Origin of the sequence: Nonomuraea jiangxiensis (genome assembly GCF_900099965.1) — a bacterium.
Lineage (GTDB): Bacteria > Actinomycetota > Actinomycetes > Streptosporangiales > Streptosporangiaceae > Nonomuraea > Nonomuraea jiangxiensis.
In genome coordinates, this window is the sequence record NZ_FNDJ01000013.1 from 27,581 (window position 1) to 40,730 (window position 13,150).

11 protein-coding genes are annotated in these 13,150 nt (G+C 69.8%); 1 reads left to right on the forward strand and 10 read right to left on the reverse strand.

What is annotated here, in order from left to right:
- Window positions 1-39: 39 nt before the first annotated feature.
- From folE to dacB, 6 genes are all read right to left on the reverse strand, one after another.
- A complete protein-coding gene (gene folE, locus BLS95_RS27270) occupies window positions 40-618 on the reverse strand; it encodes a GTP cyclohydrolase I FolE (protein WP_090937210.1) in 579 nt (192 codons plus the stop codon).
- Window positions 615-2,609, reverse strand: a complete 1,995-nt coding sequence (gene ftsH, locus BLS95_RS27275) for an ATP-dependent zinc metalloprotease FtsH (protein ID WP_090937213.1) — start codon at window positions 2,607-2,609, stop codon at window positions 615-617. The genes folE and ftsH overlap by 4 nt, the downstream gene beginning before the upstream one ends.
- A gap of 238 nt (window positions 2,610-2,847) precedes the next feature.
- The gene (hpt, locus tag BLS95_RS27280) at window positions 2,848-3,399 is read right to left on the reverse strand and encodes a hypoxanthine phosphoribosyltransferase (RefSeq protein WP_218136000.1); all 552 of its coding nucleotides are present in this window, start codon (window positions 3,397-3,399) and stop codon (window positions 2,848-2,850) included.
- Window positions 3,400-3,410: 11 nt separating this feature from the next.
- A complete protein-coding gene (gene tilS / locus BLS95_RS27285) occupies window positions 3,411-4,412 on the reverse strand; it encodes a tRNA lysidine(34) synthetase TilS (RefSeq protein WP_090937216.1) in 1,002 nt (333 codons plus the stop codon).
- A gap of 174 nt (window positions 4,413-4,586) precedes the next feature.
- Window positions 4,587-5,663: a zinc-dependent metalloprotease gene (locus BLS95_RS27290; RefSeq protein ID WP_176993401.1), complete on the reverse strand. Its 1,077-nt coding sequence runs from the start codon at window positions 5,661-5,663 to the stop codon at window positions 4,587-4,589.
- Between the two features lie 112 nt (window positions 5,664-5,775).
- Window positions 5,776-7,197, reverse strand: coding sequence for a D-alanyl-D-alanine carboxypeptidase/D-alanyl-D-alanine endopeptidase (dacB, locus tag BLS95_RS27295; RefSeq protein WP_090937218.1), 1,422 nt, complete (start codon window positions 7,195-7,197; stop codon window positions 5,776-5,778).
- An 84-nt stretch (window positions 7,198-7,281) separates the two neighbouring features.
- Between dacB and BLS95_RS27300 the strand changes: the two genes are divergently transcribed.
- Entirely contained in the window at window positions 7,282-7,779 is a 498-nt protein-coding gene (locus BLS95_RS27300) for an inorganic diphosphatase (RefSeq protein WP_090937221.1), read from the forward strand.
- Window positions 7,780-7,783: 4 nt separating this feature from the next.
- On the opposite strand, the gene BLS95_RS27305 is transcribed toward BLS95_RS27300, so the two are convergent.
- The 4 genes from BLS95_RS27305 to BLS95_RS27320 form a co-directional block, all read right to left on the reverse strand.
- A complete protein-coding gene (locus BLS95_RS27305; RefSeq protein ID WP_090937224.1) occupies window positions 7,784-8,884 on the reverse strand; it encodes a C40 family peptidase in 1,101 nt (366 codons plus the stop codon).
- Window positions 8,885-8,996: 112 nt separating this feature from the next.
- The gene (locus tag BLS95_RS27310) at window positions 8,997-10,439 is read right to left on the reverse strand and encodes an RNA polymerase sigma factor (RefSeq protein ID WP_090937226.1); all 1,443 of its coding nucleotides are present in this window, start codon (window positions 10,437-10,439) and stop codon (window positions 8,997-8,999) included.
- Between the two features lie 150 nt (window positions 10,440-10,589).
- Entirely contained in the window at window positions 10,590-11,309 is a 720-nt protein-coding gene (locus BLS95_RS27315) for a hypothetical protein (RefSeq protein ID WP_245765306.1), read from the reverse strand.
- A gap of 145 nt (window positions 11,310-11,454) precedes the next feature.
- Entirely contained in the window at window positions 11,455-13,065 is a 1,611-nt protein-coding gene (locus BLS95_RS27320) for an ABC-F family ATP-binding cassette domain-containing protein (RefSeq protein WP_090937232.1), read from the reverse strand.
- Window positions 13,066-13,150: the final 85 nt, after the last annotated feature.

The following is a 13,150-nucleotide window of genomic DNA, read 5'->3' on the forward strand; positions in this document are numbered from 1 at the left end:
CCCCACAGCTGTTGACATCGTGGGTACCCCGTTCGGTTGTCAGCGGCCGAGGATGAGCGCCATCGCTTCGGAGCGGGTCTTGTCGCTGGTCCGGAAGTCGCCACGGACGGCCGAGGTGACCGTTTTGGCGCCCGGCTTGCGTACGCCGCGCATGGTCATGCACAGGTGCTCGGCCTCCACCACCACGATCACTCCGCGCGGGTCCAGCACCCGCATGAGGGCGTCGGCGATCTGGGACGTCATGCGCTCCTGGACCTGGGGCCGGCGGGCGAACACGTCGACCAGGCGGGCCAGCTTGGACAGCCCGGTGACCTGGCCGCGGTCGTTGGGGATGTAGCCCACGTGGGCCACGCCGTGGAACGGGACCAGGTGGTGCTCGCAGGATGAGTAGACCTCGATGTCCCTGACGAGCACCATCTCGTCGTGGTCGACGTCGAACACCTTGGTGAGCACGTCCTCGGGCGCCTGGCCGAGCCCTGAATACTGCTCGGCCATGGCCCGGGCGACCCGGGAGGGCGTGTCGACCAGGCCGTCACGGTCGGGATCCTCGCCAATCGCGTAGAGGATCTCGCGTACGGCCTTCTCGATCCGACCCAGGTCCACGTCGTGCTGGGTCACGCACTGTCTCCGGACGGAAGGGCGTCCTGGTGGCCCGTGGTGAGCGAGCCGTTGGCCGACTGCTCCTTGGGGGTCAGAATCGGGGGACGGTCGGAGGGGAGGCGCTTGCCGTAGCCCGCGTAGGACGGACGGTGCTCCTTGACGACCACGGAGGCGAAGATCTGGAGGACCTGGTCGCGGGAGAGCGTCTCCTTCTCCATGAGCTCCAGCACCAGGTTGTCGAGCACGTCGCGGTATTCGACCAGGATGTCCCATGCCTGGTCGTGCGCCGTCTCGATCATCCGGCGGACCTCCTCGTCGATCGTGGAGGCGATCTTCTCGGAGTAGTCGCGCTCGTGGCCCATCTCGCGGCCCAGGAAGACCTCGGCCTGCCCGGTGCCGAACTTACGGGCGCCGAGCTGCTCGCTCATGCCGTATTCGGTCACCATGCGCCGGGCGACGGCGGTGGCCTTCTCGATGTCGTTGGAGGCGCCGGTGGTGGGCTCGTGGAAGACGAGCTCCTCCGCCGCGCGGCCGCCGAGCAGCATCGCGAGCTGGTCCATCATCTCCGACCTGGTGGCCAGGAACTTGTCCTCCATCGGCAGCGTCATCGTGTAACCGAGCGCGCGGCCGCGGGACAGGATCGTGATCTTGTGCACCGGGTCGGAGTTGGGGAGCGCGTGCGCCACCAGCGCGTGACCGCCCTCGTGGTAGGCGATCATCTTCTTTTCCTTGTCGGACATGACCCGCGTCTTGCGCTCGGGCCCTGCCATGACGCGGTCGATCGACTCCTCAAGGGTGTCCATCGTGATCAGCTTCTGGTCGGCCCGCGCGGTGAGCAGGGCCGCCTCATTGATCACGTTGGCCAGGTCGGCGCCGGTGAACCCGGGGGTGCGGCGCGCGATGACGTCGAGGTCGACGTTGGGGGCGAACGGCTTGCCACGGCCGTGGACCTTGAGGATGCCCTTGCGGCCCTCCAGGTCGGGACGGTCGACGGTGACCTGCCGGTCGAAGCGGCCCGGGCGCAGCAGCGCCGGGTCGAGGATGTCGGGCCGGTTGGTCGCGGCGATGAGGATCACGCCGCCCTTGACGTCGAAGCCGTCCATCTCGACGAGCAGCTGGTTGAGGGTCTGCTCGCGCTCGTCGTGACCGCCGCCCAGACCGGCGCCGCGGTGGCGGCCGACGGCGTCGATCTCGTCGATGAAGATGATCGCCGGGGCGTTGGCCTTCGCCTGCTCGAACAGGTCACGCACACGCGAGGCGCCGACACCGACGAACATCTCGACGAAGTCGGAACCGGAGATCGAGTAGAACGGCACGCCGGCCTCGCCGGCGACCGCGCGGGCCAGCAGGGTCTTGCCGGTGCCGGGCGGGCCGTAGAGCAGCACACCCTTGGGGATCTTGGCGCCGATCGCCTGGAACTTGGCCGGGGCCTGCAGGAACTCCTTGATCTCCTGGAGCTCCTCGATGGCCTCGTCGGCCCCCGCGACGTCGGCGAACGTGGTCTTGGGGGTGTCCTTGGTGATGAGCTTGGCCTTCGACTTGCCGAAGTTCATCACCCGGGAGCCGCCGCCCTGCATCTGGTTCATGATGAACAGGAAGACCAGCACGATGAAGACGATCGGCAGGAAGCTCACCAGGATGCTGACGAGAATGTTGTCCTGCGGCACCTCGGTGGTGAAGCTCTTGGTCTTGCCGGCCTCGACCTGCGTCTGCAGCTCGTCGGTCAGCTTGCTGCCGTAACCGGTGACCCAGTCTGACTGGATCAGCTTCGTCGGAGTGTCACCGGCCTTGACCGTGATCGGCTTGGCCAGCGTCACCTCGATCCGGTTGTCCTTGTCGACGATCCTGGCGTTGCTGACGTTTCCGGCGCGAATCTGCTGCAGAACCAGGGACGTGTCGGCTTCCTTGTAATTGCCACCGCCGCTCCAGAGCTGGGTGACGAGAAGGAGCAGCACGACGATGCCCAGGATCCACAGCAGTGGCCCACGTGTAAATCGCTTGAGATCCATCCGATGCGGAACCCCTTGCGGGCCCGTCCCTTCCTGACCATGGCCTGGAACCCCGGGCTGGCCCGGGGCCGCGGCATCCGGCACCGCGACTTTCGACTACCCGAAGGGGACGCTTGGTCACCCTCCCGGAGTCTGAAGGTACACCGGCAGAGCGCACGGGGGGACCCGCCCGCTGCACCGGTCTTGCCATATCAACGTACGTCACAGTGCGCGATGTTCCCGGCCGCGCATGGGATTGCTACTTGTAAACGTGTGGGGCGAGGGTGCCGATGAAGGGCAGGTTGCGGTATCGCTCCGCGTAGTCCAGGCCATAACCGATGACGAACTCGTTGGGAATGTCGAACCCCACGTATTTCACATCGATGGGCACCTTCACCGCGTCGGGTTTGCGCAGCGCAGCGCAGATCTCCAACGAGGCGGGATTGCGCGACTTCAGGTTTTCCAGCAGCCAGTGGAGCGTCAAACCCGAGTCGATGATGTCCTCGACGATCAGCACATGGCGGTTCAGGATGTCGGTGTCGAGGTCTTTCAGCACCCGTACGACGCCGGACGACTTGGTGCCCGCGCCGTACGACGAGACCGCCATCCAGTCCATCTGCACGGGCACGTGCAACGCTCTGGCCAGGTCGGCCATCACCATGACGGCTCCCTTGAGCACGCCCACGAGCAGCACTTCATGGCCCGCGTAATCCTCGTCGATCCGCCCGGCAAGCTCTTTGATCTTGGATTGGAGCTCGTCTTCCGGAATGAGGACCTTCTCCAGATCCTTGCCCATGTCGGCAGCGTCCACCTGATGGTTCCTTACGCGATGGGACTGATGGCGACTATCAGGGTGCCATACCGCCGGACAGCGGACAGGCCCCCGGGCAGGTCAACCGCTTTCTGCCCGCGCCAGACCGTGACCAGCCGGTCCACGGCCAGCACGTGGGTGGCGGAAAGCGCGCCTGACGGGGCCCCGGCCGTTATGGCCGCTCGCCGCAGCACCCTTCGCCGGACGGCGTCGGGCAGCTTTTCCAACTCGGATACGGCGAGCGTCACCGACCCACCGATATCGCTAAGAGCGCAATTTTCATATGCCACCGCCGCCCATTCATCAAGCGCGTCGGCGTCCTCGCGGGCCATGGCGGCGGTCCTCGCGAGCGCTTCTGCCACGCCGGGGCCCAGCTCGCGTTCGAGAACGGGCAGGACCTGCTTCCTCACCCGGACCCTGGTGTAGCGGACGTCCTCGTTGTGCGGGTCGTGCCAGGGTCTCAGATTCTGCGCCTGGCAGGCCAGGACGGTGGTGCTTCGCGGGATGTGCAGCAGCGGCCTGCGATAGCGGCCGGATTCCGCGGCCATGCCGGAGAGCGAGCGCGGGCCGCTGCCCCTGGCCAGGCCCAGCAGAACCGTTTCCGCCTGGTCGTCCCTGGTGTGGCCGAGCAGCACAGCCTCCGCCCCTAGCCGGTCCGCCGCCTCGGCCAGCGCCGCGTATCTGGCCTCCCGGGCCGCCGCCTCCGGTCCGCCGGCGGTGCCGACGGTGACGGTGAGCACTTCGGCGGGGTCGAGCCCGAGCTCGCCGCCGATCGCCGCGACCAGCCGCGCCCGCTCCGCGGATCCCTCCTGGAGCTGGTGGTCCACGGTCACCAGGCCCGCTCTCAGGCGCATCCTGGGCGCCACGAACGCCAGCGCGGCGGCCAGCGCCAGGGAGTCGGCCCCGCCGCTGCAGGCCGCCAGGACGAGCGCGCCCTCGGGAATGCCGGCCAGCGCCTCACGCACTGCCCGACGGACGTCGGCTACGGCTGGATGTGGGCCCACAGGTGCCATTGTCGCCGGTCACGGCCAGCCACCGCACGTCGATACGCCCGCAGCGGGCACCGCGAGCCCCAGACCGGTACGGCAACGACCCCGCAGGAGACCTCCCGCCCACGCGGGCAGGCCGATCGTTGGATGGGCCGCCCGATGAGACGGCCGTTTCCGCGTGGGTGTGGGGCGGTCGGGTCAGGCCGGGAGGGCCGGGGTGTTGACGACGCGGTCGATCCAGGCGGACGGGTTGGCGATCTCCTGGGAGGTCGGCAGGGTCTGCGGGGAGGTCCAGATCTTGTTGAAGCCGTCCATCCCCACCCGGTCCACCACCGTCCGGACGAAGGTCGAACCCTCGGCGTACTGCTTCATCTTGAGGTCGATGCCGAGCAGGCGCCGGACCGTGCGGTCGAGGCGGGAGCCGCCCTCACGGCGCTGGGCGAACTTGGCGCGGATCTCCCCCACCGTGGGCACCACCGCCGGGCCGACCGCGTCCATGACGTAGTCCCCGTGGCCTTCCACCAGGGTCATCACGGCCGTCAGGCGGTCGAGGATCTCCTTCTGGCCCGGTGACTGGATGGCGTCGATGAGGCTGCCCTCGCCGCCGCGCACCACGTCGGCCACCGTGTCGGCGGCGTTGCGGAGGCGTTCGAGGAGAGTGGGCAGGTCGAGGTCGGAGGCCAGCAGGAACTCGGTCATCTGCGACCGGACGTATTCCCGCAGCCAGGTCACGCCGGTGAACTGGACGCGGTGGGTCTCCTCGTGCAGGCAGACCCACAGGCGGAAGTCGTGCGGGTCGACGCCCAACTCGCGCTCGGCGTGCACGATGTTGGGGGCGACCAGGGTCAGGCGGCCGGTGGCGGCCTGACCGGTGGGGTCGGGCGGGAGGAACAGCTCGTACTGGCCCAGCACGCGGGAGGCGAGGAAGGCCAGCACCGCCCCGACCTCGACGCCCGTGATGCGCGAGCCCACGGCGGTGACGATGGCGGGCGGCTGGTTGGCGCCGCTGCTCATGCGCTCCGTGAGCGGCTCCAGCACCACGCGGAAGCCGTCGACGTTGGCCTTGATCCAGCCGGGCCGGTCGACGATGGTCGCGGGTTGTGGCGCGGTCTCTGTGTGAATCCTCGTGAACTCGCGCACGTGGCCCTCGGCCTCACGTGACAGGGTGCGGAGCTCGGTGACGGCCTGCCTGGCCTCCTCCCGGCTCACCTGAGGACCGGGGCGCACCAGGCGCGTGCCGGTCGTGACGGCCAGATCCCAGTCGATCACCTGCATAACGTCCACCGTACGTGGTTCGGGGGCAACCTGCGAAGGAACGCCGGTGTCTGGACTGAGGAGAGAGGGAGGATCGCCGGCAAAGCACGAGGAGGCGCTTTGTCATTCGGGCTCAGGATCTTGCGACGATGGCGGCGAGGCGGTCGAGTACGGGTTCGGCGATGACCGGGACGCGGTCGGCCATGAAGGCGAACGTGACCAGTCGTCCCTCCTTCGTGGTCGCCAGACCCGCCAGCGTGTTCACGTTGTTGATGGTGCCGGTCTTGGCGCGTACGTTGCCGACCTGGTCCTTGCTGTCGGCGGCGGTGAAGCGGCGGCCGTTGCCCAGCGTGCCGGAGAAGCCGGCGATCGGCAGGCCGGTGGCGACGGCGTGCAGGTCGGGGTATTTGGCGGAGCCGGCCATGGCGACGACCTTGGCCAGGGCGTGCGGGCTGATGCGGTTGCGGATCGACAGGCCGCTGCCGTCCGCCAGGGAGATGCCCTCCCCCACGCCCAGCCGCCGGAGGACCGCGATCACGGCCTTGTTTCCGCCCTCGAAGGAGGCCGGCTGGCCCTCCTTGATGGCCACGTGCCTGGCCAGGGCCTCCGCCAGGTCGTTGTCACTGCGGGTCAGCGTGTGCTCGACCAGGGCGTAGAGGGGCGCCGAGTCCACCCTGGCCAGCTCCGCCGCGCCGGCGGCGGCCTTGGTGGGGCGGATGGTCTTGCCGACCGCTATGCCCTTCTTGGCGAGGAGCCTGGCGAAGGCGGCGGCCGCGTACTGCGGCGGGTTGGCGACCCGGGGCTGGTTGTAGCGGGGGTCCTGGCGGCCCTCGTCGATCGCGAGGGCGTAGACGGGCGCCACTTCGCCGTCCGGTATGTAGTTCTGCTTCCAGCCGGGGGCGATCGGGTTTCCGACGAAGAGCGAGGTGTCGTAATAAAGGCTGATTTTTTGCAAACCCTGTGCTTTGAGCGTGGCAGCCGTCCGGTTGGCCAGCGTGGCGAGCGAGGCCTGCTTCGGGTACGTCTCCTTGGCCGACGGACCCGCCAGGAACGTGTCGCCACCGCCCACCAGGACCGCGGTCCCCGGCTTCGACCCCTGGACGACTCGCGTGGACAGGTGGGAGTCCGGACCCAGGGAGGCCAGGGCGGCGGCACAGGTGATGATCTTCGTGGTCGAGGCCGGGGTCATGCCCACGTCCGCGTTGGAAGCGAAGATCTGCGTGCCGGTGGCCGCGTCTAGCACGATGGCCCCGACCCGGTCACCCAGCGCCTTGTCACCCAGGGCGCGGGTGAGCTGCTGGGTCAAAGTACCCTTGGTCGGGAGAGGTCCGTCCCCCGACTTCACCGAGAGCTGGGCCAGCACAGGCCCCGCGGTGACCACGGGGACGGGGGAAGATCCGTCCGCCGGGGATGCCGTCGGCCTGGTCGGGGAGGGCTGGCTCGTCAACGCGCCCAGGTTGAAGCCGGTCGCCATCGCGTAAACGCCGATGACGATCGTCAGTGCCTGGAGCACCGCGAGAGTGGTCAGCATCACCAACCGGTCGTGCCGCGCCACGTCGCCTGCCCTCTCTCCTGTGTCCGACTACGAGACATTAACGCCCATCCGGGGCCGCCCGGGGGTTTGAGTGGAGGAACCGCAGTGGAGTTCGACGTTGTCGTTGAGATTCCCAAGGGACAACGCAACAAATACGAAGTGGACCACGAGACCGGGAAGATCAGGCTTGACCGGCTCCTGTTCACCTCCACTCAATACCCCGCCGACTACGGCTTCATCGAGAACACCCTCGGTGAGGACGGCGATCCGCTGGACGCGCTGGTGTTGCTGCAGGAGCCGACGTTCCCCGGTTGCTACATCACGTGCCGGGCGGTGGGCATGTTCAGGATGACCGACGAGAAGGGCGGCGACGACAAGGTCCTCTGCGTGCCGTCCACCGACCCGAGGATGCATCACATCCAGGACATCCACCACGTGTCGGAGTTCGACCGGCTGGAGATCCAGCACTTCTTCGAGGTCTACAAGGACCTGGAGCCGGGCAAGTCGGTCGAGGGCGCCAACTGGGTGGGCCGCATCGAGGCCGAGGCCGAGATCGAGCGGTCGTTCCAGCGGGCCAAGAACGAAGGGCACCACGGGCACTGACCTCTCAGTGGGGCCTGGTGGCGCCCACCAGGTCCCCCCGCCAGATGGGAGCGACCCGCACCACGTCGCCGGTCTGCGGCGCGTGCACCATCTGGCCGCGCCCGACGTAGATGCCGACGTGGTGGATGGTGCCGGGGTCGTCGCTGATGTGCCCGAAGAACACCAGGTCGCCGCGGCGTAGCTGGTCGATAGGGATGTGCGGCCCCGAGGTCCACTGGGTTCCCGTCCAGTGGTCCAGCCGTACGCCCACCTTCTCCCAGGCCCGCATCACCAGCCCCGAGCAGTCGTAGGTGTCGGGGCCGTCGGCCGCCCACACGTACGGCTTGCCGAGCTGGGTCAGCGCCCAGTTCGCCGCCACGTCGCCCCGCGCCGAGCCGCCGGCCAGCCCGGAGGCGGCCGCGGCCCGCCGCCTGGCCAGCCGCTGGGCGTGCCCGCGGGCCGCGTCGAGACGCCGTTCCAGCCGCACCGTCTGGGCGCGCAGGCCCCTGGTCTCCTGCCGTTGACGGACCACCGCGGCCTCGGCGGCGGCCTTCGCCTGCCCGGCGCGCTCGGCCACGGCCTGCTGGGCCGCGTAGGCGCGGGCCGCCTGCGTCCGCAGGATGGCGGCGACCTCCTGGGCGGCGCGCAGCCTGTTGAGGATCGCGGCCCGCTCGCCGTGCAACTGGCCGAGCACGCCGGCCCGGTGCAGGAAGCCGTCCGCGCCGCCCCGGTCGAGAACCATGCCGACCACCGGTTCCATCGGGCCCAGCCCGGTGTAGCTCTCCATGGCCAGCAGCACGACGTTCTGTCTGGCCGCCTCGACCTCGCCGTCGGCCGCCGTCAGGCGCGCCCGCGCCTGCGCGTGGGCCTCCTCGGCCTGCCTCAGCCGCACGACCTCGCCGTTGTACGCCTCCACCAGCCGCTCCACCTCGGCCCCCAGCCGGTCCAGCCGTGACTGTGCCGTGGCCAGCTTCGCCGTGGTCGCGTCCAGCTCCTTCGACCGCTCCCGCGCGGCCTGCCGGGCCTTCTTCACGTCGCGGGCGGAGGGGCCCGGGTCGGCCTGGACCGGCAGGCACGGCATGACGGCGAGGAAGCACGCGAGGAGTCCCGTCCCGAATGTGCGCATAGGTCCCCCCGACCACACATGATTACTCTATGCACACGGTTCCCGGCATTTCGCTCACGTAACGTGATCGGCGGGACTCTCTGCCGAGAACCCCGAGCCTGCCTCCGTCATGTCACGTGGTCGCCGGGGGCTCCGCCGGAGTCCCCGAGGGCTCCTGCGTGGGGGCGGAGGTCGCCACCTCCGTCGGGGTGACGGTCGGGGTGGGGGGCTGTGTCGGGGTCGGGGTGGGCGTGGCGCTCGGGGTCGGGGCCGGGGTGGTCGGGCAGGGGGTGCTGGGCCGGGGCCTGGGCCTGGGCCTCGGCTCTCCCGACGGGGGTTCGGACGACGGGGAGTGCTGCGGTGGCGGGCTCGTCCCCGGGTCCAGCGGGTCACGTGGTCGCCCCGGAGGCTGGTCGCCGGGCGGCCGGGATCCCACGGGGGCGGGGGTGACCGCGGGCGGCGCGGGGGTCGGTGCCGAGGTCACCCCCAGCGGCTGCGTGGTCCTGGTGTCGAGGGCGGGCCGCACGGTCAGCGGGACCTCCTCCGGGACCTCCTGCGGCTCCTCCCGCGGGTCGGCCTGCCAGGGCAGCCGGATCGCGGGCGGCTCGCCGGTCGCCGGGAACGCCGCCGTGGCCACGCCCGCGGGCCCGCCGGTCTCCCCGCCGAGCTGGTCGAAGATCAGCGCTATCGCCACCACGGTCGCGATCGCCGCCAGCGCGCCCGCCAGCGCCTGAGGCCACCGTCGAGCGTTCCTTTCCGTGGGAACGGGAAACCCGGCGGCTCCCAGCGCGGCCGTACGCCGGGCGACGTAACGGCGGTAGGGCAGCAGCTCGGGGTCGAGGAAACAGCTCAACACCCTGAGGCGCAACGAGTCGGGCAGCACCGGCGGCGGCAGCAGTTGGAAGACCTTGGCGGCCGACACCTGGCGGCCCCGGTGCGGGGCGCAGGTCTCGCAGTGCTGGAGGTGGCCGACCAGGTGCTCGCGCATCTCCCTGGTCAGCTCGCCGGAGAACCCGGTCAGGATGCGGGCCCGCACCGCGCAGTCGTACGGGCCCTTCCTGGCCAGGAACTCGGCGGTGATCGCATCGCCCAGGTGCTCGCGGGCCGTGTCCTGGAGGGCCTCCACCCGGCGCGCCGGGCTCCCGAGCACCTGGGCCAGCTCGGGCATGGGCAGCTCGTGCCGGTGGGACAGCTCCAGGACCTCCCGGTCGGCGACGGGCAGGCTCTGGACGGCGTTCCAGGCCATGATCCGCAGGTCGGCGTCGGCCGGGTCGTGCAGCGGCGGCGCCTGCGCGAGGGCCTGGGCGGCGCCGGGTGGCGCGGCGGCCCGGCGGCGCAGGCACTCGGCGCGGGCCAGCGCGTACAGCCAGGTGCCGAGCCGGTCGGGGTCGGCCAGCGCGCCCGCGTGCGCCTCGGCGGCGATCAGCGTGTCGCGGAGCGCCACCTGGGCGCTGTCGGCGCTCAGGAGGAGGGACCAGCAGTATCGGTAGATGCCCTCCGCGTACGCGTCATAGAGCGCGGCGATGGCGCCCGCATCGCGGGCGCGGAGTGCTTCGACCAGGACGCGGTCATTCATGTGACCGAAGGTAATGGATTGGTAACTAGTAGTTCTACCGTTTCCGGGGCTATAGGTGTGTCCGCTGAGTAAAGTTCTCGGATTTCGTACGAATAATCGATCTGATTATCCCTGGGAACCCGATTTTTCGGGACTTATGGCGGTGTTTCATTATTGTTTGTGACTGGTGATGACCTGCGTGTTGCGGTCCTCCGCGAACGGCTCGGTCACCGGCTTGGTGGTGTGCACCGGCATGGCCCCGCCGAGCGCCAGGTCCTCGAAGGGACGGCCGGTCGAGCCCCACGTACTGGCCGTGATGTCGGTCCTGGCCACCTGGGTGCCGTTGGGCATGCCACCGGCGGTGAGGATGAACCGGGGCGGGCTTCCTGCTTTCACGTCGTCCACGAACGTGCTGCCGCCACCGACGAGTTTGCCGGTGCTGTCGCGCAGCAACGCGTTGATGACGAGGCTGCCGGCGGCCTGCCGGTAAGGGTTCTCGATATATCCGGTAATAAGGTATGTGCCGTCTTTTTGGCGCATTGTTCGGACACGGCTGATGGGAAACCTCTGGAAGGCCGAGGCTATCCGGGCCGCCTGCCGCCACTGCGCGGGGCGATACTGGATCGTCACCTTGGCCGGGCGCTGGGCGGAGGCGGCCGACCCGGTGAAGGCCAGCGAGCCGCCCGGCGGCACGGCGTCGAGCGGCTGGTCCATCCTGACGACCTCGGCGCCCGCCGCGTCGCGCCCGACGATCGTGGCCACCACGTGCTCGCCGAAGTGCCACGGGTTGGCGTTGCTGAGCACACCCGCCCAGCTCACGGTGTAGCCCTCGGCGGACTTGATGACGTGGGACACCTGCTCCTTGAGAGCCAGGGGCTTGAGCTCTTGCACTGGTTGTTCCTCGCTCGCGCACCCGGCGAGGCAGATCGCCCCGAGTGCGAGGAGGCTGACGGTTCGGCTACGCGGGATCACTTTGCCGTGATAACCCGTACATGGGCACGGCAGGCAGGTGACACGCGCCTGCCGTACCAACTCTTTAACGGGGGCGCGTGACGCGGGCCTCGTCCCAGACCGGCTCGGCGGACTCGTAGACCGTGCCGTCGGAGCCGAAGACCAGGTAGCGGTCGAAGTCGGCGGCGAACCAGCGGTCGTGGGTGACCGCCATGACCGTGCCCTCGAACGCGTCCAGCCCCGCCTGCAGCGCCTCCGCGCTGGCCAGGTCGAGGTTGTCGGTCGGCTCGTCGAGCAGCAGCAGCGTGGCCCCCGACAGCTCCAGCAGCAGGATCTGCAGCCGCGCCTGCTGGCCGCCGGAGAGCGTGTCGAAGCGCTGCTCGGCCACCCTGCCCGCGAGCTCGTAGCGGGCCAGCGCCTTCATGGCCTCGTTCTTCAGCTTGGCGTGCTCGGTCATGACGATCTCGACCGGGGTGCGGCCGAGCAGGTCGGGCCGGGCGTGGGTCTGGGCGAAGTGGCCGGGGACCACGCGGGCGCCCAGCCGGGCGACGCCCTCGTGGGCGACCGGCTCGCCGGCCAGCAGGCGCAGGAAGTGGGACTTGCCCGAGCCGTTGGAGCCGAGCACGGCGACCCGCTCGCCGTACCAGACCTCCAGGTCGAACGGGCGCATCAGCCCGGTGAGCTCCAGCCCCTCGCAGATGACCGCGCGCTTGCCGGTGCGTCCGCCCTTGAGGCGCATCGTGATGTGCTGCTCGCCGGGGGCCAGCTCGGGCGGCCCGGCCTCCTCGAACTTGCGCAGCCGCGTCTGCGCCGCGTGGTAGGGGGCGGCCATGCCGTCGTTGTACCTGGCCTTGTTCTTCAGCATGTTGACCAGGGCCTTGAGCTTGGCGTGCTCCTCGTCCCAGCGCCTGCGCAGCTCGTCGAGGCGCTCGTTGCGGGCCCTGCGGGCCTCGGCGTACGTGGTGAACCCGCCGCCGTGGATCCAGATGTTGCCCGACTCGACGGTGACGATCCGCTCGGCCGCGTTCGCCAGCAACTGGCGGTCGTGGCTGACCAGCAGCACGGTCTTGGGAGTCTCCTTGAGCTGCTGCTCCAGCCACTCCTTGCCGGGCACGTCGAGGTAGTTGTCGGGCTCGTCGAGCAGCAGCGTCTGGTCGGGCCCGCGAAGCAGCACCTCCAGGATCAGGCGCTTCTGCTCGCCGCCCGACAAGGTGGACACGTCCCGATATTTCACCTGCTCGTACGGCACGCCGAGCGCGGCCACCGTACACGTGTCCCAGAGCACCTCGATGTCGTAGCCGCCGGCGTCGGTGTAGTCGGCGATGGCCTGCGCGTAACGCATCTGCGTCTTCTCGTCGTCGCGCTCCATCATCTCCAGCTCGGCCGCGTCGAGCCGCTCGGCGGCCCGGCGCACGGCCTGCGGGGCGACGCCGAGCAGCAGGTCGCGCACGCCGCTGCCGTCGCGCACGCTGCCGATGAACTGCCGCATCACGCCCAGCCCACCAGAGCTCGCCACGGAGCCGTCGACCGGCTGGAGGTCGCCGGCGATCAGCCGCAGAAGCGTGGTCTTGCCCGCGCCATTGGGCCCGACGAGTGCTGCCTTGACGCCTTCACCGACGCGGAAGGACACGTCGTTGAGCAGGGGCCGCCCGTCGGGCAGCACGTAAGTCAGGTGTCCTACCTCGACGTGGCCCATCCCGGCAGCGTAACCGCCGCGTTCCGGACCCCGCATCCCGATATTCCGCTCCGCGCGGCGCCGGCCCCGGGTTCTCGACAGCCGG

Bases quoted from the DNA above. Each gene is read 5' to 3' on its own strand.
- BLS95_RS27320 (WP_090937232.1), bottom strand. From the start codon at position 13,065: ATGGGCCACGTCGAGGTAGGACACCTGACTTACGTGCTGCCCGACGGG.
- BLS95_RS27290 (WP_176993401.1), bottom strand. From the start codon at position 5,663: ATGCAGGTGATCGACTGGGATCTGGCCGTCACGACCGGCACGCGCCTG.
- ftsH (WP_090937213.1), bottom strand. From the start codon at position 2,609: ATGGATCTCAAGCGATTTACACGTGGGCCACTGCTGTGGATCCTGGGC.
- BLS95_RS27305 (WP_090937224.1), bottom strand. From the start codon at position 8,884: ATGCGCACATTCGGGACGGGACTCCTCGCGTGCTTCCTCGCCGTCATG.
- BLS95_RS27310 (WP_090937226.1), bottom strand. From the start codon at position 10,439: ATGAATGACCGCGTCCTGGTCGAAGCACTCCGCGCCCGCGATGCGGGC.
- tilS (WP_090937216.1), bottom strand. From the start codon at position 4,412: ATGGCACCTGTGGGCCCACATCCAGCCGTAGCCGACGTCCGTCGGGCA.